We start from the raw sequence: 20,591 nt of genomic DNA on the forward strand, positions 1-20,591 counted from the left end.
GTCTGCCCCAATCTACTTGAGTCGGACGGACGGTGCTGCCGGACCCTCCCAAGGACTCACGGGGTTTCCCATCCAATAGGTGCCTGCCGGCACCGTTTCGCCGCGCATGACCAACGACGCAGGACCAACGGTGCCGCCGTCGCCAATGCTGGCGGCAGGAAGAATGACACCGTGCGGGCCCATGGTTGCGCCGTTGCCCAATGTCACGGTGTCGATGCTCATGACCCGGTCGTGGAAAAGATGGGTCTGGACCACACAGCCCCGGTTGACCGTGGAATTTTCGCCGAGCGTTACGAGATCGGCCTCGGGGAGCCAGTAGCTTTCGCACCACGTTCCATGGCCAATCTTTGCGCCAAGGCCGCTCAGCCACCACACCAAGGCAGGGGTTCCTGCGGCCGAACGGGCGAACCACGGTGCACTGACCATTTCGATGAACGTATCCACAACCTCGTTGCGCCAAATGAACGAGCTCCACAAGGGGTGCTCACCGGCGCGAATGGTGCCTACCAGTATCCACTTGGCAATGATGGAACTGAACGCCGCCACCGCTCCGGCAGCCAGGACCACCACACCGCCTAGAAGTGCGGCCAGCCAGTAACTCCAGCCTCTGGCGATAGCGTCGAGAACCAGCATGACGCCGACGCCGATTGCCACCGTGAGGATGACCGGCACCAGTCGGCACAATTCCCAGAGACCCCTGGCCAGCTTCAGCTTCAAGGGTGGCTGGAACGTGAGGCTCTGATCGGCGTCGACGGCTGTGCGGCGCAGCCTGACAGGTGGGCTGCCGAGCCATGAGGTGCCGGACTTGGCTTTGGCCGGCGTAGCGGACAACACGGCGACGAGCGAGTTCTTGGGCACGTTGCGGCCAGCCGCCGTCATACCCGAGTTGCCCAGGAACGAGCGTTTCCCGATCTTGGCTGGCGCGATCTTCATCCAGCCGCCGCCGAGCTCGTAGGAGGCCACCATGGTGTCGTCGGCGAGGAAAGCTCCATCGCCGATCGTCGTCATCCTGGGCACCAACAGCACAGTTGATGCCTCTACGTTCTTGCCCACTTTGGCCCCCAGCAGGCGTAGCCACACTGGAGTGAAGAGGCTCGCGTAGATGGGGAAGAGCAGATCCCTCGCCATGTCCAGCAACCGCTCGGTGGCCCAAACTTGCCAGCCAATGCGGCTTCGGACCCGGTAGTAGCCTTCCTTGAGTCCCAAGCCTAGAAGCCGGGTAACAACCAGGATCAGGATGAGGTTGCTGAAGAACCATGCGAGGGCGGCAAGCGGCAACGCCATGGTGATCTGCGGCAAGGCTTCTCCGAGAGACCCATGCCCACGGACAAAAGCGAGGATGACCAAAGCACCGGCGAAGGCGGACACATAAGGGATCAAGGCCAGAACCGCGGAGCCGGTGGCGAATGCCGAGAACCACAAGCGGGCCACGATGGGGCGTCGGCTACTGGGCTCCGGCCAGTCGTGTTTTGCTTTTCCGAGGCGTCCTGCCGGGGAGCCAGCCACGAGGTGCCCAGCCTTCACCTTGCCCAGCACTGCAGACCCTGCTTCGACGTGCGCCCCAGCGCCGATGGTGGCTCCGGGCATAAGGGTGCTTCTGGATCCCACCACTGCTCCTGCTCCAACATGTATTTGGCCGATGTGGACTGAGTCGCCGTCCACCCACCAGCCAGAGAGGTCCACTTCGGGCTCTATATTGGCGCCACTTCCCAAGGACAGCAGGCCGGTTACCGGCGGCAAAGAGTGCAGGTGGACATCCCGGCCGATCTTTGCGCCGAGGGCACGTGCATAATAGGGAACGAACGGTGCGCTGGCCAGGCCAATAGCACCGGAGAGGTCCTGTATTTGCTCAGCCAGCCAAAGCCTTAGGTGCGTTTTGCCGGATCGCGGATATGTTCCTGGCCCGACCTTGCCCAAGAGGATTCGGGCAGCCACCACCGAGATCGCCATGCGGCCCAGCGGACTGACAAAGACCAGCCAGGACGCCGCGATCCACCACCAGGAAACAACGGGGGCCGCGGTGAATCCACCGAAATCGGCCAGCAGCTGGTTGGCAGCCATGAGGTAGGTCAACCACCGCATGCCTACCAGGATGTGCAGTGGTACCCCCATGAGGATCTGGAAGATCTGCGACTTGAACGCAGTGGGCCGTACGGTGCGCTCCGCAGCGGGACCGGGCATGCCGCCGTCGGGAAGCGACTGCCGGGCAGTGTCTATCAGTGCACCGATCCGCGGCGTGGCGTAGATGTCCGCCACGGTGATGAGGGGGTAGCGAAGACGCAAGGCGGAGACAAGCTGTGCTGCTGCCAACGAGCCTCCGCCGTACGCGAAGAAGTCCGCGTCGAGGGAGCCCACCGGGCTGCCGAGGACCGACTCCCATTGCTCCACTATCCAGCGGGCATCATCTGGCAGATTCAGTGGTGCGTTGCCAGCCTCCATGGCGCCAGCTCCGGCAAGCGGCCACGGGAGAGCATGTCGATCCACTTTTCCACTGGTCTTGGTGGGCAGCGAATCCACAATGGTAAGCAAGGGGATCAACGCCGCCGGAAGGCTTTCGCCCAGTATCCCACGGACTTCCCCGAGGTTTAGCTCGACGCTATCTGCAGGAGCCAAGTACCCCACCAGGATTTGGTTACCTGCCGCCGTCGTTTGCACAGCGGCCGCAGCACCTGCCACTCCAGGAAGGGACTGCAGCGCGGCATCAATTTCGCCCAGTTCGATCCGTCGCCCACCCAGTTTGACCTGTTCGTCGGCCCTCCCGATGAAGACCAGCCCCTCGGCCTCGAAGCGCACAAGGTCCCCGGACCGGTAGGCGCGTTCCCAGCCCAGGGTCGGCATGGCTGCATACTTCTCAGCGTCCTTGCCTGGATCCAGGTATCGGGCCAGTCCCACTCCGCCGATGATTAATTCCCCAATATCGCCTTCGGCCACCGGAACGCCGGCGGAGTCGACGACGGCGAGGTCCCAGCCGTCCAGCGGCAGCCCGATTCGAACGGGACCGGGTCCGCCCAAGGGAGCCGCACAGGCGACAACAGTGGCCTCGGTAGGCCCGTAGGTGTTCCAGACTTCACGGCCCTCGACGGCGAGCCGTTCGGCGAGTTCAGGCGGGCAGGCCTCCCCACCAAAGATGAGGAGACGCACATTCTCGAGGGCTTCGACTGGCCACAAAGCAGCGAGGGTGGGCACTGTGGAAACAACGGTGATGCCGTGGTTGATGAGCCATGGGCCCAGATCCATGCCGGTCCGTACAAGGGCGCGTGGAGCCGGTACCAGGCAGGCACCATGCCGCCAGGCCAGCCACATCTCTTCGCAGGAAGCGTCGAACGCAACCGATAGGCCGGCCAGAACCCTGTCCTTCGGGCCGATCGGATCGGCCTGCTGGAAGAGACGGGCTTCGGCGTCCACGAAAGCGGCGGAGGAGCGGTGCTTGACGGCTACGCCCTTCGGCGTGCCCGTGGATCCGGAGGTGAAGATGATCCACGAGTCGTCATCCAGCCCGGGTTTTCCCGGCGCAGCCACAGCCTGCCGTCCCACGCCAACGAGCTCAATGGCCAGGCCTGCACCAACCACGGCTCCGACTTTGGCTTCGCCGAAGACCAACCGGGCGCGCTCATCGGGGTCGTCCGCATCGACCGGAACATAGGCAGCTCCGGCCACGAGAATCCCCAGGATGGCGATGTAGAGCTCATTGGTACCCGACGGGATGCGGACGCCGATCCTCTGCCCTCGGCCAAGGCCAGCGATATTCAGCTCCCGCGCGAACGTGCGGACTGCTGCAAGCAGTTCGGTGTAGCTCAGTGACTTCCGGCCATCGTCCAGTGCGGAGGATTCCGGAAAAGCTGCCGCGGTCGCTTCGAGGATATCCACCAGGGTCCGCTGGGCCGGTGCTGCAGACGCCCCCGGAAATTGGGGGCGGTAGGTGGCCAAGGCATGCATGTTCCCGGCCACGGCAGAGTGTTCTGTGCTCACGGGGTCAGCTTTTCGCAGGAAAGTGAACAAAAGGTGTCTGACGTTTCCTGCCCGTCACGGTTTGTTGCACGAGTGTTCGCTTTGCCGTCACAGCTTGCTGGACATAGCAGCTCCATCAGTGAAGCAGGCTGATCAGGGAAGCAGGAGGACCTTCCCCGTGGTGAGGCGTCCTTCAAGGTCCCGGTGCGCCTGCGCCGCTTCGGCCAAGGAGTAGGTAGCGCCGACGCGAACCGCCAGCGTACCGTTCGCCGCGGCCTCGAAGATCTCAGCTGAACGCCAACGCCGCTCGTGCGTGTTCTGGACGAAATGGCCCATCGTGGGGCGGGTCAACGACAGGGACCCGCCGGAGTTCAGGCGTTGGGGATCGAACGGGGGGACAGGGCCTGAGGCTGCGCCGAAGAGGACCATGGCACCCCTGATGCGCAGGCTTCGCAGGGAGTCGTCGAACGTATCCTTGCCTACGCCGTCATACACCACATTGACGCCCTCGCCATCGGTGAGTTCGCGGACCTTGTCCGCGAAGCCTTCATAGCGCAAGACTTCGTCGGCGCCGGCGAGCTTGGAGAGGTCGGCCTTTTCGTCGGAAGAAACCGTCGTGATGACCCGAGCCCCGCGCGCCTTCAACAGTTGGGTCAGCAGCAGTCCCACACCCCCGGCTCCCGCGTGCAGCAGCACCGTGTGCCCGGGTTCCACGCGGAAGGAGGAGTTCATCAGGTAGTGGGCGGTGATACCCTGCAGCGGCAGGGCGGCTGCGGTGTGATCATCGACGCCGGCCGGTACGGGGAGCGCCTTCGAGGCGTCCACCAGCGTGTAGTCGGCGTAGGTCTTGGAGCCTTCGGCCGTGGCAATCCTGTCACCGACGGCGAAGTCCTCCACGCCCTCACCGATTGCTTCGATCGTTCCGGCGGCTTCCGCGCCTGGGGTGAAGGGGTAGTCAACCTTGTAAGTGCCTCGGCGCTGGTACGTCTCAATGAAATTGACCCCGGCAGCTGCGACCTTGATCAGCAGCTGCCCGGGACCTGGTGCAGGTGGCTCCACGGAGGTGTATTCGAGGACCTCGGGTCCTCCGGGTTGCTGTGCAACGATGGCGTGCGTCATGGTGGCTCCTTACTCCGGGGCGGTCCTTCCGGTGCCCGGTTCCAGGATCCATCCTATGAAGGATGCCGCCTTGGGTAGGGGAGGCCTAGAAGCGTCCGTGCGTCGAAGCGACGGGGCAGTCGAAGCCACGTCCGGCTGCCAGGCCAACTTCATTCAGGTACCTGACCACGATGCCGTAGGACTGAATCAGCGAGGTTTCGGTGTAAGTAATGGAGTGTTTGGCGCAGAACTCGCGCACGATTTTTGTGGCCTTGTACAAATGGGGGCGAGCCATGTCCGGGAACAAGTGGTGCTCCACTTGACGGTTGAGCCCACCCAGGAGGAAGTCCATGAAGAGGCCACCGGAAATATTGCGCGAGGTCAGGATCTGGCGGTTGAGGAAGTCCACGCGGCTGTCCTTGGGAAGGACTGGCATGCCCTTGTGGTTGGGGGCAAACGAAGCACCCATGTAGAAGCCGTAGACCATGATCTGGACGCCGAGGAACGCAAACGCCATACCGATGGGCAGGAAGGTGAAGGCGAGGACCGGAAGTGCTGTAAGACGGGCAACCAGGATAGGCGTCTCCACCCAGCGGTGGCGTACCTTCTGCTTGCCGAAGACAAAGCGAAGAGAATCGAATTGCAGGCTCAGGCCAAGAAGCATCAGGAGCGGGAAGAAGAACCAGCCCTGCTTCTTGGTCAGGAAGGCCAGGCGCCCCTTGCGTTCCGCGGCTGCATCTTCGTAAAACACCAGAGCATTGTTCCGGATGTCAGGATCCTTGGAAATGACGTTGGGATGGTTGTGGTGGGCACCGTGCTTTTGCTCCCACCAGGAGTAGCTGATGCCCGCGATTCCTGTGGCCAGAAGGCGCGCGGACCAATCGTTGGCACGACGGGAAGCGAAGATCTGCTTGTGTCCGGCCTCATGGGCAAGGAAGCTCAACTGAGTGCAGAAGATACCCACGGCGGCAGCGATCAGGAGCTGGAACCAGGAATCACCCAAGAGGGCGAAGCCTGTCCAGGTGGCGGCCATAAGGATCATGAGGGCTACGAAGAGCCAGATGTAGAACCCGCTGCGCCGTTCAAGGAGCCCGGCAGCCTTCACGCTCTTAAGGAGCTCCGAATAGCTTTGAACAACGGGGTTTGGCTGAATTGCGCGTGTCTTGGGGCGCTCAGTGGTGGACGTGGGTGCCATATATGTGCCCCGTATCGCTAACGGGCAACGCTGCAGCCGACGTTCGGACTGCACGGTCTGGATCACCCTCCACTAAGCATACGCTGTCCGCACTAACCGATGTGACGCCGTGCACCTGCCAGAAGACAGCAGCACTTGCCAGAAGACGGCATGCATAAATATCGGCAACCATGAATAGTTTTGCTGTACAGTGGAGCTATGACTATTTCTGTTGCCGTCTCCGGTGCCAGCGGCTACGCCGGGGGAGAAGTGCTGCGCCTGCTTTCAGGCCATCCGAACGTCACTATCGGTGCGATCACTGCGCACAGCAACGCCGGTACAAGACTAGGGGAGTTGCAGCCGCATCTCCACGGTTTGGCCAGCCGGATTTTGGAAGACACCACCGTGGAGAACCTGTCCGGGCATGATGTCGTGTTCCTGGCCCTCCCGCATGGCGCCTCTGCCGAGATCGCTGCGCAATTGCCGGAAGGCACAGTAGTCATCGACGCCGGTGCGGACCACCGCCTGCAGGACGCCGCTGCGTGGGAAAAGTTCTACGGCTCGGCCCACGCCGGGACGTGGCCGTACGGCCTGCCCGAGCTGCCGGGCCAGCGCGACGCCCTCAAAGGCGCCAAACGTATCGCCGTTCCCGGCTGCTACCCGACGTCGGCCCTGCTTGCCTTGACGCCAGGCTTCGCCAGCAATCTCCTGCTGACGGACGACGTCGTGATTGTCTCAGCGTCAGGTACCTCTGGGGCTGGCAAGGCAGCAAAGGTCAACCTGATCGGCTCCGAAGTCATGGGTTCCATGAGTCCGTACGGTGTTGGCGGCGGTCATCGCCACACGCCGGAAATCGAGCAGGGACTCTCCAACGCCGCGGGTGAGCCGGTCACCGTTTCGTTCACGCCGACCCTGGCTCCCATGGGCCGCGGCATCCTCACCACGGCCACGGCAAAAGTCGGGCACGGAGTTACTTACGCGGAACTGCGCCAGGCCTGGACGGAAGCCTATGACGACGAGCCGTTCGTCCACCTCCTTCCCGAGGGCCAGTGGCCTACCACCAAGTCAGTGCAGGGTTCCAACCACGCAGTCATGCAGTTGGCCTTCGACCAGCACACCGGCCGCGTCATTGTCACGTGCGCCATCGACAACCTCACCAAGGGGACCGCAGGCGGAGCCGTGCAGTCCATGAACATTGCCCTCGGCCTGGACGAAACCGCCGGCCTGAACCTCCAGGGAGTTGCACCGTGACCATTACCGCCCCCAAGGGATTCCGCGCTGCAGGCGTCAAGGCCGGCATCAAGGCCTCCGGCAACCCGGACCTGGCCCTCGTGGTCAATGACGGTCCGCTTAAGGCTGCTGCTGCCGTTTTCACGTCCAACCGAGTGGCTGCCGCGCCCGTCCATTGGTCCCGCCAGGTGGTCAGCGATGGACGTGTGGACGCCGTAATCCTGAACTCCGGCGGTGCCAACGCCTGCACCGGTCCGCAGGGATTCCAGAACACCCACGCCACGGCCGAGAAGGTGGCGGACGTGCTGGGCGTCTCAGCTTCCGACGTCGTGGTTTGTTCCACTGGCCTCATAGGCGAGCAGTTGCCCATGGACAAGATCCTTCCGGGTGTCGAAGCCGCGTTCCGGGAGCTGTCCGAGGACGGCGGCGCAGCCGCAGCCACGGCGATCATGACCACGGACAGCGTCTCCAAGGAAGCCGTCTTCACTGGAACCGATGCTGAAGGCAAGCAATTCACCGTTGGTGGCATCGCAAAGGGTGCCGGCATGCTGGCACCCGGCCTCGCCACGATGCTGGTAGTCCTCACAACCGACGCCGAGGTTCCGGCGGATGAACTCGACGTCGTCCTCCGCGATGCCACGCGTGTCACGTTTGATCGCGCAGACTCTGACGGTTGCATGTCCACCAACGACACCGTGGTGCTGATGGCCTCGGGTGCCTCCGAAGCGCTGCCCTCTGCGGAGCAGCTGAGCGAGGCCATCACGAAGGTCTGCGCCGAGTTGGCCCGTAAGCTCATCGGCGATGCCGAGGGCGCCAGCCACGACATCGCCATCCGTACGTTCAACGCAGCCAGCGAACGCGACGCAGAGATCGTCAGCCGCGCTGTTGCCCGCTCCAACCTCTTCAAGGCGGCGATCTTCGGCAAGGATCCCAACTGGGGCCGGGTGCTCTCGGCAGTGGGTACCACGGATGCCGTGTTCGAAGCTGACCAGCTCAACGTCTCCATGAACGGCGTGCAGATCTGCCGCAACGGCAGCATCGGCGATGACCGCAACCTGGTGGACCTGGAACCGCGTGAAGTGCTCGTCGACATCGACCTGCAGGCCGGCGACGCCGAGGCAACCATCTGGACCAATGACCTCACGCACGACTACGTGCATGAGAACAGCGCTTACTCGAGCTGAGCGGATGACTATGACTGCGCACACCCGGGAAACCACGTCGATGAGCGATGCCCAGGACAAAGCGGGCACACTCATCGAGGCACTGCCCTGGATCCAGCGTTTCGCTGGAACCACCATGGTGATCAAGTACGGCGGCAACGCCATGGTCAACGATGACCTTCGCCGAGCCTTCGCCGAAGACATCGTGTTCCTCCACCACGTGGGAATCCACCCTGTGGTGGTTCATGGCGGCGGCCCCCAGATCAACTCCATGCTTGGCCGCCTCGGCATCGAGTCCGAGTTCAAGGGCGGACTCCGCGTCACCACTCCGGAAGCCATGGATGTGGTTCGCATGGTTCTCACCGGTCAGGTGGGACGTGAACTCGTGGGTTTGATCAATTCGCATGGTCCCTATGCTGTTGGCATGTCTGGTGAGGATGGCGGCCTGTTGCGCGCCGTGCGCACCGGAACCGTTGTGGACGGCGAGGAAGTGGACCTCGGCTTGGTGGGCGAAGTCGTGGGCGTGGATCCCGCCGGTATCAAGGACATCCTCGACGCCGGCCGCATCCCCGTGATTTCCACGGTCGCTCCGGAAATCCTCGATGACGGGAACGGCTCCGGTCCCACTACTGGCCAGGTCCTGAACGTCAACGCAGACACGGCGGCCGCAGCTGTCGCCTCGGCGTTGGGCGCCACCAAGCTCGTCATCCTGACCGACGTCGAGGGCCTCTACGCCAACTGGCCGGACAAATCGTCGCTGATCTCTTCGCTGACAGCGTCCGAACTCCGCGAGATGCTGCCCAAGCTTGAGTCGGGCATGATCCCCAAGATGGCCGCCTGCCTGAAGGCCATCGACGAAGGCGTGGAACGCGCGCACATCGTGGATGGCCGGCTGCCGCACTCGATGCTGCTGGAAACCTTTACGACCGCCGGCATAGGCACCCAGGTAGTACCTGATGAGGAAGTGACCGCATGAGCACCAACAAAGCAGAATTGGTCGAAACCCCTGCCGATGCCATCACTGGCCACAGCACCGGGAGTGACTGGCTCGCACGTTATTCGACGTCGCTGATGGGCGTCTTCGGCACGCCGCAGCGGGTCCTGGTCCGCGGTGCGGGTTGCCTCGTGTGGGATGCCGACGGCAAGGAGTATCTGGATCTCCTCGGTGGCATCGCCGTGAACGCCCTGGGCCACGCCCACCCGTTCGTCACCTCGGTGATCTCCAGCCAGCTCGCCACCCTGGGACACGTCTCCAATTTCTTCACGAGCCCCACGCAGATCGCGTTGGCCGAGAAACTTCTGGCCATCACCAACGCTCCGGCCGGATCCAAGGTCTTCTTCGCGAACTCCGGCACGGAGGCCAACGAGGCTGCATTCAAGCTCGCAAGGCGCAACAGCGAAGGGCCCGCAGGCAAGCGCACCAAGATCATTGCCCTCGAAGGCGCTTTCCACGGCCGCACCATGGGTGCCTTGGCACTCACGGCGAAAGAGGCCTACCGGACTCCTTTCGAGCCGCTGCCCGGCGGTGTGGTCCACATCCCGTTCGGTGACATCGAAGCCCTGCGCTCCGCCGTCGACGATTCCACAGCAGCCGTCTTCCTTGAGCCGATCCAGGGCGAAGCTGGTGTCCGGCCGTTGAGCGCCGAGTACCTGCGGGCGGCCCGGGAAGCAACCAGCAAGGCCGGTGCGCTGCTGATCCTTGATGAGGTCCAGACAGGGATCGGCCGGACCGGCAAGTGGCTCGCCAGCGAAGACGCGGGCATCGTCCCGGACGCCATCACGCTGGCCAAGGGTCTTGGTGGTGGCTTCCCCGTTGGTGCGCTGATCACTTTCGGAAGCACGACGTCGGCCCTGCTCACCGCCGGACAGCACGGGACCACTTTCGGTGGAAACCCCGTGGCGACCGCGGCTGCCCTTGCCACGCTGCATGCGATCGAGAGCCAGGGCGTTCTTCAGAATGTGCTGGCCGTCGGAGCGCACTTGCGTGACGGACTGGCCGAGCTTGATTCCGTCACTGAAGTACGCGGCGAAGGTCTCCTCATCGGATTCGACGTCAATGCCGATATAGCGCCTGCCATGGTGACGGCGGCGTTGGAGGCAGGCTTCATAATCAACAGCCCCGGGCCCCGGACCATCCGGCTTGCGCCTCCGCTGATCCTCACCATCGAGCAGGCAGACCGTTTCCTGGCTGCGCTGCCTGAGCTGATTGCAACGGCTACGGCCCAAACTGCTAAGGACTCACAGTGACTACATCCACCACCACCCGTCACTTCCTCAAGGACACGGACCTGAGCCCAGCCGAACAAGCTGAGGTCCTTGAGCTCGCGGTACGCATGAAGGCCGCTCCGTACAGCGTCCAACCCTTCGCTGGCGAAGGCAACGGCCGCAAGACTGTCGCCGTCATCTTTGACAAGACCTCCACCCGAACCCGTGTTTCCTTTGCCACGGGCGTTGCGGACATGGGCGGCAGCGCGCTCATCATCAACCCCGGCGAAGCACAGATCGGCCACAAGGAATCCGTGGAGGACACTGCCAAGGTCCTTGAGCGTATGGTCTCCACCATCGTGTGGCGGACCGGGGCCCACTCGGGCCTGGTCGCCATGGCCGAGAACTCCAAGGTACCGGTCATCAACGCCCTGTGCGACGATTACCACCCATGCCAGCTCCTCGCTGACCTGCTGACGGTCAAGGAGCACAAAGGCGAACTGAGGGGCCTGACCATGGCCTACCTCGGTGACGCCGCCAACAACATGGCGAATTCCTACCTTCTTGCTGGCGTAACGGCTGGCATGCACGTCCGTATTTCCGGTCCCGTTGGCTACTTGCCGGCGGCGGAAATCGTAGAAGCGGCTGAAGCGCGCGCAACGGAGACGGGCGGCTCCGTCCTCGTCACGAGTGATGCAGCCGAGGCACTTAAGGGCGCCGACGTCGTGGCAACTGACACTTGGGTGTCAATGGGCCAGGAAGCGGAGAAGGAAGCCCGGATGCAGCTCTTCCGCGACTACTCAGTGGACGAGGCAGCCATGGCGCAGGCCGCGCCGGGCGCCGTGGTTCTTCACTGCCTTCCGGCGTACCGGGGCTATGAAATATCCGCAGGCGTCATCGATGGCCCGCAGTCAATCGTCTGGGACGAGGCGGAAAACCGACTCCATGCCCAGAAGGCACTCATGGCCTGGCTGATGCACCGTTCCGGACTCGCGTTCGTGGACGGCCTATCTCCCGTTGAAGGCACTGGGGAGAGCACGTTCTAGTGTCCACGAATCCGTCGGTTCCGGGCGCCAGCCCGGCCACCAAGACCGCACGCCAGGCGCGTATCACCGCGATCCTGACGGGTGAGTCCGTGCGTTCCCAGGCAGAGCTTGCAGCCCTGCTGGCGGACGACGGCGTTCAGGTCACCCAAGCCACGCTGTCCCGCGACCTTGTGGAACTTGGCGCGGTCAGGGTTCGCGGCAAGGAAGGCGCACTGGTCTATGCCGTTCCCGGGGAGGGCGGTGACCGTAACGCTAAAAGCGGCGTCACGCAGGAAATACTAGACGCGCGGCTCTCCCGGCTATGCGGTGAACTGCTCGTAACGGCTGAGGCTTCGGGCAACATTGTTGTCCTGCGAACACCTCCTGGGGCCGCGAACTTCCTAGCACTCGCCATCGACCACTCGGTGATGCCGTCGGTATTGGGTACGATCGCAGGCGACGACACTTTGCTGCTGGTCGCACGGGATCCCGATGGCGGGGCAGAACTGGCGGCGCGTTTCCTGCGCATGGCCGAAGAAGCCGGGCCTGGCAACTAATTGATCTTTTTCAGCATTGATTCACACAGCATTGATTCGAATGAACCAAGCAACAACAAAGGAGCACTCTCGTGACTGAGCGCATTGTTCTGGCCTACTCCGGTGGCCTCGATACGTCCGTAGCCATCGGCTGGATCGGTGAAGCCACCGGCGCCGAGGTCATCGCCGTGGCCGTCGACGTTGGACAGGGCGGCGAGTCCCTGGAGACCATCCGCCAGCGCGCCCTTGGTTGCGGCGCCGTCGAAGCCTACGTTGCCGACGCCCGCGACGAATTCGCCAACGAATACGCCATGCCGACGCTGAAGGCCAACGCCCTGTACCAGGGCCACTACCCGCTGGTGTCCGCCATTTCGCGTCCGGTGATCGTCAAGCACCTGGTGAAGGCTGCCCGCGAGTTCGGTGCTACCACCGTCGCTCACGGCTGCACCGGCAAGGGCAACGACCAGGTCCGCTTCGAAGTCGGCATCCAGACCCTCGGCCCGGACCTGAAGTGCATCGCGCCCGTCCGCGACCTCGCCCTGACCCGCGACAAGGCGATTGCCTTCGCTGAGGAAAAGGGCCTGCCGATCGAGACCACCAAGAAGAACCCGTACTCGATCGACCAGAACGTCTGGGGACGCGCCGTCGAGACCGGCTACCTTGAGGACATCTGGAATGCTCCCACCAAGGACATCTACGACTACACCGCCACCCCGGAGTTCCCGCCGGCGCCGGACGAGGTCACCATTTCCTTCGAAGCCGGCGTGCCGGTTGCCATCGACGGCGTGAAGGTCACCCCGCTGCAGGCCATCCAGGAACTGAACCGCCGTGCCGGCGCGCAGGGCGTTGGCCGCATCGACGTCGTCGAGGACCGCCTCGTTGGCATCAAGTCCCGCGAAATCTACGAGGCACCGGGTGCCATGGCGCTGATCACGGCGCACAAACACCTCGAGGATGTCACGATCGAGCGCGAGCAGGCCCGCTTCAAGGCCACCGTTGGCCAGCGCTGGGCCGAGCTGGTCTACGACGGCCAGTGGTTCTCCCCGCTGAAGCGCTCCCTGGACGCGTTCATCGAGGACACCCAGAAGTACGTCTCCGGCGACATCCGCATGGTGCTGCACGGCGGACAGGCAATCGTCAACGGACGCCGTTCGGACACCTCGCTGTACGACTTCGACCTCGCCACGTACGACACCGGCGACACGTTCGATCAGTCCATGGCGCGCGGATTCATCGAGCTGTGGGGCATGTCCTCCAAGGTCGCCTCGGGCCGCGACCTCCGGGTCTCGGGCGAGTAATGACGTCCGCAACAAATGAAGGTGCACTGTGGGGCGGCCGGTTCGCCGGCGGCCCCGCGGATGCGCTTGCCGCACTGAGCAAGTCCACGCACTTTGACTGGCGGCTGGCCCGCTACGACATTGCTGGTTCCAAGGCGCACGCCCGGGTGCTGGCGAAGGCCGGATTGCTGGATGACGCAGAGCTCGAGGGCATGCTTGCCGCACTCACCCAGCTGGATGAGGACGTCGCGAGCGGCGCCTACCAGCCCGCCGAGAGTGACGAAGATGTGCACGGTTCGCTGGAACGCGGCCTGATCGAACGGGCAGGCACACAGTTGGGCGGCAAGCTCCGCGCCGGCCGGTCCCGCAATGACCAGGTAGCCACTCTGGGCCGCATGTTCCTGCGCGACCACGCCCGCATCATCGCCAGTGGCGTACTCGCCACCATCGATGCCCTCGTCGAGCAGGCCAAGGCACACCAAGGTGTGGCCATGCCGGGCCGGACCCACTTGCAGCACGCCCAGCCCGTGCTCTTGAGCCACCACCTGCTAGCCCATGCCTGGGCACTGCTGCGCGATGTGCAGCGCCTCCAGGACTGGGACAAGCGTGCGGGCGTCTCGCCGTACGGTTCGGGTGCCTTGGCAGGTTCTTCGCTGGGACTTGATCCCGAGGCCGTTGCAGCCGATCTCGGTTTCTTCTCGGCAGTCCACAACTCGATCGATGGCACAGCCTCCCGCGATGTCTTCGCCGAGTTCGCTTGGGTGTGCTCGATGATCGGTGTGGATCTTTCACGGATCTCCGAGGAAGTCATCTTCTGGGCAACCAAGGAATTCTCCTTCGTGACCCTGCATGACTCCTACTCCACGGGGTCCTCCATCATGCCGCAGAAGAAGAACCCGGACGTTGCGGAGCTCGCGCGCGGCAAGGCAGGCCGCCTCATCGGCAACCTCACCGGGCTGCTCGCCACGCTCAAGGGACTGCCGCTCGCGTACAACCGCGATCTCCAGGAGGACAAGGAGCCAGTGTTCGACGCCGCCGACACCCTGGAACTGTTGCTCCCTGCCGTCTCCGGCATGATTGCGACGCTGAAGTTCAACACTGAACGCATGGAGTCGCTGGCCCCACAAGGGTTCGCGCTTGCCACGGACATCGCTGAATGGCTGGTCCGCCAGGGCGTGCCCTTCCGCGAGGCCCACGAGCTCTCCGGTGCTGCCGTCAAGCAGGCCGAGGGCCGCGGCGTGGAGCTGTGGGACCTGACGGACGAGGAGTACGCAGCGATTTCGGAGCACCTGACTCCTGAGGTCCGGAGCGTGCTCAGCACTGAAGGTTCGCTCAACAGCCGCAACTCGCAGGGCGGAACGGCACCAGCCGCCGTCGAACGCCAATTGGCAGCCCTCGAAGCTGAACTGGACGCTGCGCGCTCCTACGCCAGCTGAAACACCACGGGGCGGCACCTCGCAGGTATGCTCCAAGCATTTCTGTCGCGGGGTGCCGTCCCGCTGTGCGTTAACATGGCGCTATGACCGCAATCACAGCTCAGACGCTGCCTGCAGAGCTTCACAAAGCCGCTGACATTGTCACCCGTCTCCTCACCAAAATGGACGAAGCTTCCGTGCCGGAACCGTCCGAGCTCCCACGCTGGACCCGTGGCCACGTCCTTGCCCACATCGCCGGAATCTCGAACGCGATGGCCCGGCAACTGGAATTCGCGCGGCGCGGCGAAACGGTGGAACTTTACGACGGCGGGGTGGAGGGCCGTACGAAGGCGATCGAACTTGCCGCCGGGCACAGCCTCCAGGAACACAAGGAGTCCGTGGAAACCGCGTTGGCGCGGGCCCTCTCGGCGTTTGATGCTTTGGGACCCGACGACTGGGAGGCCCGCATCAGCTACCGGAACGGCACAGTCCTCGACGGCGGCCTGGCGCTGTGGCGCGAGCTCGTCATCCACGCCTCTGACCTGGGTTTGGGTTACGGACCAGAGACGTGGAGCCGCCCCCTGTGCGAGCACTTGTTCAATTTCCTCGAAGCACGGGTTCCGGAGACCTACAAATTTGTCCTCCAACCAACAGGACTACCGCAGCAAGTCATCGGCAGCGGGGGCACATCGATTGCCATCACGGGTATGCTCACGGACATTGCGGCATGGCTCGCTGGCCGCGAACCAAGCCTGGGAAGCCTGCGTGCCACCGCGGCGGCCGACGGAGTCGACCTGCCCGAGCTCCTTCCGTGGCCCGCGGCACAACCTGCGGCCCGCTAGTGTGATGCTCTCGCACTTCCTGTGGCGTTTGGGGTGATGCTCTCGCACTTCCTGACGCGTTTGGGGTGATGCTCTCGCACGTCCTGTCGCGTTGGGGCTACGCCTTCTTGGGCTTTGCTGCCGCGCGCCACAAATGCATGGTGGCGTAGGACCGCCAAGGGCTGACTTCCCCGAATTCAGAGCTGAGGCCGGGACCCGTCGGGAGGGCTTTCAGCCCGTTTCTCACTGCGGCGTCGTTGCCCAGGAAAACGTCCGGCGCTCCCAGCACCCGCATGGCGACATACCCTACAGTCCAGGGCCCAACTCCTGGCAAGGGCAGCAACATGCGCCCCAACCCTGCAAGGTCGTCGCCGTAGCCGAACTCGAGGGCCCCCGTGGCCATCGCTTCGGCCACGGCAACGATGGACTCGATGCGGCGCTGCGGTCCCCGCAGCAGGGTGCGGCCGTGTTCGGCGAGTTCCGCCGCGGTCGGAAACAGGCGTTCCAAGCCGGGAAATCCGCCATCGGCCGGGGATCCGACAGCGGACAATTGGGTCAGGGCCGTTCGGGCAGCAGCAACCGTGATCTGCTGGCCGATCATTGCCCTGACCAGCAATTCCTGGGGGTCGACGGCTCCCGGCACGCGAATTCCAGGAATCTCCTTGATGCTCCCTGTGAGCCGGGGGTCCATGGCCAAGGCGTCGTCGATCGCTTCTGGATCGGCGTCCAGATCGAACAACCTGCGCACACGACTCAACAAGACCGGGAGGTCGTGGAGGTCCACGACGCTGGCTGACAACTGCAATGGATTGCCCTGCCTTGAGGGGCTGTAGGCCACCGAGAACGAGGCGTTGCCCCGGGGAAGGCGAAGGGTTCGGGCATAGGTCCTGGTTCCATCGTGTCCGGTGCTTGCCGCCTCGATGCCCGGCACCGCACGAACTGCCAGGAAGTCGAAGATTCCCGGGTCGAAGGGCTCCCGATACGGCAGATTCAACGTCAGAGCCGCTGGCGTCCCGTCGCTTGCCTCCCCAGCACCCCGGCGAACGCCGGATTTCGCGCCCGTGGCACGCAACGCCGTCGGGGTCATCGCGAACACCTCTGCGATGGTGTCGTTGAATTGCCGCACGCTGTTGAAACCGGAAGCGAAGGCGACGTCGGCGAGCAGCATATCTGTCGAGACCAGCAGCGTCCTGGCCGTCTGCGCCCTGCTTGCCCGTGCCAAGGAGAGGGGACCGGCACCCAGTTCATGGCTGAGGATGCGGTTGAGTTGCCGTGCGGAGTAGCCCAGGCGGTGCGCGAGGCCGTCGACGCCCTCGCGGCTGATGACGCCGTCGTTGATGAGGCGCATCGCGCGGCCGGCGATGTCCGAGCGGATGTTCCAAGCCGGCGTGCCGGGGACGGCTTCCGGGAGGCATCGCTTGCAAGCGCGGTACCCGGCTTCGTGGGCAGCGGCCGAGGTTTCGTAGAACGTGACGTTCTCGGCCTTCGGCGTCCGGGCGGGGCACGACGGTCGGCAGTAGATGCCCGTGGAGCTGACGGCCGTGAAGAATTGACCGTCGAACCGGGTGTCCCGGGCGTCGATTGCCCTGTAGCGCTGCCAGAAGTCCATTCCTTCATCCTGCCAGCCGGCCCTCGCCACTGCTAGCGGAAATCGGACATGGCCGTTCTGCTGTTTTGCTAGTGTCTGGTCATGAGCTCGTCCATGGAGAACGGCAACGGCGTCAGCGGCCCCGAAGAAGTGCGTAGGTTCCTTGAGGGGGATCCGCGTGTTATCGCTCCGCTGATACTGGGCGCCGTGCTCAGCCACCATTCCGAAGCCGGCCCGGTCTCGGTCAGGCTCACGGAGGTGGAGGCGTATATGGGTCCACACGATTCCGAACACCCCGATCCCGGGTCGCACACCTTCGGCGGTCCCACTGCCCGGAACGCGCCCATGTTCGGACCGCCGGGATTCCTGTACGTCTACTTCACTTACGGCATGCACTACTGTGCCAATATCGTGTGCGGTCCCGAGGGCTCACCGTCCGCGCTGCTCTTGCGGGCCGGCGAGATTGTCGATGGTGAGGGCCTCGCCAGTGTCCGCAGGCCTGCCTCCAAAACGCACAAGGACTTGGCGAGTGGACCGGCACGGCTCGCCTCCGCGCTGGGACTCACGACGGCGGACACCGGGCGTGACGCTCTCGCCCCACCATTGGGCCTCTGGTTGCCCAAGACTCCGGCAGCGGCCGTGGCCAGCGGGCCGCGGGTTGGAGTGGCTGGTCCCGGTGGGAGTACCGACTATCCTTGGCGCTTCTGGATCGAAGACGATCCCACCGTGTCACGATACAAAGCAGCGCGGCCACGCAACCGCGCGTGAACTTTTGGGCCCTTGGTCCGCCATGTGGCATGCACCCCGCACGTTTACCAAAATCGCTGTAGAATGGACGGTCTGTCTTTTGCGATAGGGGTTACGGTTCGATGCACGACGCTGATTTGGTCCACGAGCAGGAATACGTTGCTGGGCTATACGCCCGGCTCGATGAGCTGCGGGAAGAAAAGCGCGCCCAACTGGCGCAGGTGCGCAAGGCCGGTGCAGTGGGAACCATGCAAAACGTTTCGGAACGTGACGCGTTCGCCGCTCTGTACGAGGACCGTCTTGCCCAGCTCGACGCCGTCGACGACCGTTTGGTGTTCGGGCGCCTCGATCTGGATTCGGGTGAGGCGCAGTACATCGGCCGCATCGGGTTGTCCACGTCCGATCTCCAGCGGCTCATGGTTGACTGGCGTGCGCCCGAAGCCGGCCACTTCTACCAGGCCACCGCGTTCGACCGCCAAGGCGTGCGCCGCCGTCGGCACCTGATCCTGCAAGGTCGCGACGTGAAAGCGATCGAGGACGACGTCCTGGACGCCGGGATGCTCGCGGACAACGATTCCCTGCAGGGCGAGGGTGCGCTCCTCGCGGCCTTGAATTCCAAGCGCACGGGCCGCATGTCCGACATCGTGGGAACCATCCAGTCTGAGCAGGACAGGATCATCCGTTCCTCCATCTCCGGGGCGCTTGTCGTCCAAGGAGGTCCAGGCACGGGTAAGACGGCCGTCGCACTCCATCGCGCCGCCTATCTGCTGTACACGCACCGCGACCGCCTCAAGAGTGCTGGTGTGCTTCTCGTTGGCCCGTCGTCGTCGTTCATGCACTACATCGAGCGCGTCCTTCCATCGCTGGGCGAGACCGGCGTTGTCATGGCGAGCCTGGGCCGCCTTATGCCCGGAATCCACGCTGTTCCAGAGGAAGACGCTGACGTCGCGGCCCTCAAGGGCAAGCTCGACATGGCCACGGTGGTGGCGAACGCCGTCGCGAACCGGCAACGTACGCCTGCAGAAGACCGCATTCTCGAAGTCGATTCCCGCAAGCTGACGCTGACCGTCCGCCAGGTCCGCCGTGCACGGGAAAAGGCCCGGGCCACCGGAAAGCCTCACAACGAAGCCCGGCTCACGTTCGTCAAGATCCTCCTGCGTGAGCTTACGGAGCAACTGACTGACCTCGTCGAGGAATCGAACATCGGCAATAACGCCGATCGCGCCTACCTCGCCGAAGACGTCCGGTCTGCCAGGGACGTCCGCATCGCGTTGAACCTTTGCTGGATGCCGATGACGCCGGAGAAGCTGATCTCCGAGCTCTTCAGCAAACCCGCCATCCTGGAGGCCTGCACGCCGCATCTGACACCGGAACAGCGTTCGCTGCTGCAGCGGCCCGTCGATGCGCCCTGGACCGAGGCCGACGTCCCGCTCCTGGACGAAGCTGCCGAGCTGCTGGGTGAGCTGGACCCTGCCGCGGGCAGGGGACTGGCCCAGCAGGAAGCAGACCGCGCCCGCGATCTCGCCAACGCCAAGCAGACCCTGGCCAACATGGAAGCCATGGGCGTGGATGTCTTGGTGAGCGCGGAAGAGCTGGCAGACCAGAACCAGGAGCGCGAGAACCGGCTCACCGCAGCGGAGCGCGCCACGAGCGACCGTTCGTGGGCTTTCGGCCACATCGTGGTTGATGAGGCCCAGGAACTTTCGGCCATGCAATGGCGGCTCCTCGTGCGCCGCTGTCCCCTCAAGTCCTTCACGATCGTGGGGGACATCGCCCAGACGAGTGCCGCGGCCGGTGCCAATTCGTGGCAAAGCGCACTGGCGCCGTCGTTCGGTGACCGTTGGCAGCTCGAAGAGCTGACCGTGAACTACCGCACGCCATCCCAGATCGCGGAAGCTGCTGTCCGGATGGCCAACCGCGCAGGCCTCGTGGTCTCCGCTCCGAAGGCCGTCCGCGAAGGCAAATGGTCACCCATCGTGGACCGCGTCGAAGCGGACGGCATCGTGTCGCGCCTGGTCGAGGTCCTGCCCGGGGAAGTGGAAGCCATCGACGGCGGCCTGCTCGCTGTGATCGCCGACGGCCCCCTGCTGCCGCAGGCGACTGCGGCGCTGCGCGCGATCTACGGTCGCCGCATCGGCGCGGGGGCTGGAAGCTACGAGCAGGACATCGTGGTCATCAGTCCCAAGGAAGCGAAGGGTCTGGAATTTGATGGCGTCATCGTCCTGGAACCGGCCGCCATGCTCAATCATGAGCATGGCAAGGTGGGCGACCTGTACGTCGCCATGACCCGACCCACGCAGCGGCTCAGGCTCATCGCTGCGGCACCGCTACCTGCCGGCATCGAACGCTAGGAAAAGTGGACTC

General features: G+C 64.1%; 15 protein-coding genes. 11 read left to right on the forward strand and 4 right to left on the reverse strand.

The window, feature by feature from the left end:
- Positions 1 to 12 precede the first annotated feature (12 nt).
- The 3 genes from ACZ5G6_RS08465 to ACZ5G6_RS08475 form a co-directional block, all read right to left on the reverse strand.
- The gene (locus tag ACZ5G6_RS08465) at positions 13 to 3,936 is read right to left on the reverse strand and encodes a Pls/PosA family non-ribosomal peptide synthetase (protein ID WP_498691813.1); all 3,924 of its coding nucleotides are present in this window, start codon (positions 3,934 to 3,936) and stop codon (positions 13 to 15) included.
- Between the two features lie 165 nt (positions 3,937 to 4,101).
- Positions 4,102 to 5,067, reverse strand: coding sequence for a quinone oxidoreductase family protein (locus ACZ5G6_RS08470; protein WP_223936614.1), 966 nt, complete (start codon positions 5,065 to 5,067; stop codon positions 4,102 to 4,104).
- Between the two features lie 85 nt (positions 5,068 to 5,152).
- Entirely contained in the window at positions 5,153 to 6,241 is a 1,089-nt protein-coding gene (locus tag ACZ5G6_RS08475; protein WP_223936615.1) for a fatty acid desaturase family protein, read from the reverse strand.
- Between the two features lie 198 nt (positions 6,242 to 6,439).
- On the opposite strand from ACZ5G6_RS08475, the gene argC reads away from it, so the two are divergent.
- From argC to ACZ5G6_RS08520, 9 genes are all read left to right on the forward strand, one after another.
- A complete protein-coding gene (gene argC, locus ACZ5G6_RS08480) occupies positions 6,440 to 7,471 on the forward strand; it encodes an N-acetyl-gamma-glutamyl-phosphate reductase (protein WP_223936616.1) in 1,032 nt (343 codons plus the stop codon).
- On the forward strand, positions 7,468 to 8,634 hold the full coding sequence (gene argJ, locus ACZ5G6_RS08485) for a bifunctional glutamate N-acetyltransferase/amino-acid acetyltransferase ArgJ (RefSeq protein WP_223936617.1): 1,167 nt from the start codon (positions 7,468 to 7,470) through the stop codon (positions 8,632 to 8,634). Before argC ends, argJ begins: the two co-directional genes overlap by 4 nt.
- Before the next feature lie 10 nt (positions 8,635 to 8,644).
- Positions 8,645 to 9,589 carry an acetylglutamate kinase gene (gene argB, locus ACZ5G6_RS08490; RefSeq protein WP_223936618.1) on the forward strand — a complete coding sequence of 315 codons (945 nt, stop codon included), beginning with the start codon at positions 8,645 to 8,647 and terminating at the stop codon, positions 9,587 to 9,589.
- The gene (locus ACZ5G6_RS08495; protein WP_223936619.1) at positions 9,586 to 10,860 is read left to right on the forward strand and encodes an acetylornithine transaminase; all 1,275 of its coding nucleotides are present in this window, start codon (positions 9,586 to 9,588) and stop codon (positions 10,858 to 10,860) included. Before argB ends, ACZ5G6_RS08495 begins: the two co-directional genes overlap by 4 nt.
- The gene (gene argF / locus ACZ5G6_RS08500) at positions 10,857 to 11,864 is read left to right on the forward strand and encodes an ornithine carbamoyltransferase (protein WP_223936620.1); all 1,008 of its coding nucleotides are present in this window, start codon (positions 10,857 to 10,859) and stop codon (positions 11,862 to 11,864) included. Before ACZ5G6_RS08495 ends, argF begins: the two co-directional genes overlap by 4 nt.
- Positions 11,864 to 12,400 (forward strand): arginine repressor, encoded by a 537-nt coding sequence (locus ACZ5G6_RS08505; protein ID WP_223936621.1) that lies wholly within the window; start codon positions 11,864 to 11,866, stop codon positions 12,398 to 12,400. The genes argF and ACZ5G6_RS08505 overlap by 1 nt, the downstream gene beginning before the upstream one ends.
- Positions 12,401 to 12,471: 71 nt before the next feature.
- The gene (locus ACZ5G6_RS08510) at positions 12,472 to 13,677 is read left to right on the forward strand and encodes an argininosuccinate synthase (RefSeq protein WP_223936622.1); all 1,206 of its coding nucleotides are present in this window, start codon (positions 12,472 to 12,474) and stop codon (positions 13,675 to 13,677) included.
- On the forward strand, positions 13,677 to 15,092 hold the full coding sequence (argH, locus tag ACZ5G6_RS08515; protein WP_223936623.1) for an argininosuccinate lyase: 1,416 nt from the start codon (positions 13,677 to 13,679) through the stop codon (positions 15,090 to 15,092). The genes ACZ5G6_RS08510 and argH overlap by 1 nt, the downstream gene beginning before the upstream one ends.
- 83 nt (positions 15,093 to 15,175) lie before the next feature.
- A complete protein-coding gene (locus ACZ5G6_RS08520) occupies positions 15,176 to 15,913 on the forward strand; it encodes a maleylpyruvate isomerase family mycothiol-dependent enzyme (RefSeq protein WP_223936624.1) in 738 nt (245 codons plus the stop codon).
- 97 nt (positions 15,914 to 16,010) lie between these two features.
- Here the strand turns inward: ACZ5G6_RS08520 and ACZ5G6_RS08525 are convergent, their stop codons facing one another.
- Positions 16,011 to 17,501: a DNA-3-methyladenine glycosylase 2 family protein gene (locus ACZ5G6_RS08525; RefSeq protein WP_498690746.1), complete on the reverse strand. Its 1,491-nt coding sequence runs from the start codon at positions 17,499 to 17,501 to the stop codon at positions 16,011 to 16,013.
- An 81-nt stretch (positions 17,502 to 17,582) separates the two neighbouring features.
- Between ACZ5G6_RS08525 and ACZ5G6_RS08530 the strand changes: the two genes are divergently transcribed.
- A complete protein-coding gene (locus ACZ5G6_RS08530) occupies positions 17,583 to 18,248 on the forward strand; it encodes a DNA-3-methyladenine glycosylase (protein WP_498690748.1) in 666 nt (221 codons plus the stop codon).
- A gap of 101 nt (positions 18,249 to 18,349) precedes the next feature.
- A complete protein-coding gene (locus ACZ5G6_RS08535; protein ID WP_498690750.1) occupies positions 18,350 to 20,578 on the forward strand; it encodes a HelD family protein in 2,229 nt (742 codons plus the stop codon).
- The last annotated feature ends 13 nt before the right edge of the window (positions 20,579 to 20,591 follow it).

The organism is Arthrobacter sp. TmtSoilC51 (genome assembly GCF_055388015.1).

What these genes read in the sequence shown, in the direction of transcription:
- ACZ5G6_RS08465 (WP_498691813.1), bottom strand. Translation starts at nt 3,936, where the DNA reads ATGCATGCCTTGGCCACCTACCGCCCCCAATTTCCGGGGGCGTCTGCA.
- ACZ5G6_RS08470 (WP_223936614.1), bottom strand. Translation starts at nt 5,067, where the DNA reads ATGACGCACGCCATCGTTGCACAGCAACCCGGAGGACCCGAGGTCCTC.
- ACZ5G6_RS08475 (WP_223936615.1), bottom strand. Translation starts at nt 6,241, where the DNA reads ATGGCACCCACGTCCACCACTGAGCGCCCCAAGACACGCGCAATTCAG.
- argC (WP_223936616.1), top strand. Translation starts at nt 6,440, where the DNA reads ATGACTATTTCTGTTGCCGTCTCCGGTGCCAGCGGCTACGCCGGGGGA.
- argB (WP_223936618.1), top strand. Translation starts at nt 8,645, where the DNA reads ATGACTGCGCACACCCGGGAAACCACGTCGATGAGCGATGCCCAGGAC.
- ACZ5G6_RS08495 (WP_223936619.1), top strand. Translation starts at nt 9,586, where the DNA reads ATGAGCACCAACAAAGCAGAATTGGTCGAAACCCCTGCCGATGCCATC.
- argH (WP_223936623.1), top strand. Translation starts at nt 13,677, where the DNA reads ATGACGTCCGCAACAAATGAAGGTGCACTGTGGGGCGGCCGGTTCGCC.
- ACZ5G6_RS08520 (WP_223936624.1), top strand. Translation starts at nt 15,176, where the DNA reads ATGACCGCAATCACAGCTCAGACGCTGCCTGCAGAGCTTCACAAAGCC.
- ACZ5G6_RS08525 (WP_498690746.1), bottom strand. Translation starts at nt 17,501, where the DNA reads ATGGACTTCTGGCAGCGCTACAGGGCAATCGACGCCCGGGACACCCGG.
- ACZ5G6_RS08530 (WP_498690748.1), top strand. Translation starts at nt 17,583, where the DNA reads ATGAGCTCGTCCATGGAGAACGGCAACGGCGTCAGCGGCCCCGAAGAA.
- ACZ5G6_RS08535 (WP_498690750.1), top strand. Translation starts at nt 18,350, where the DNA reads ATGCACGACGCTGATTTGGTCCACGAGCAGGAATACGTTGCTGGGCTA.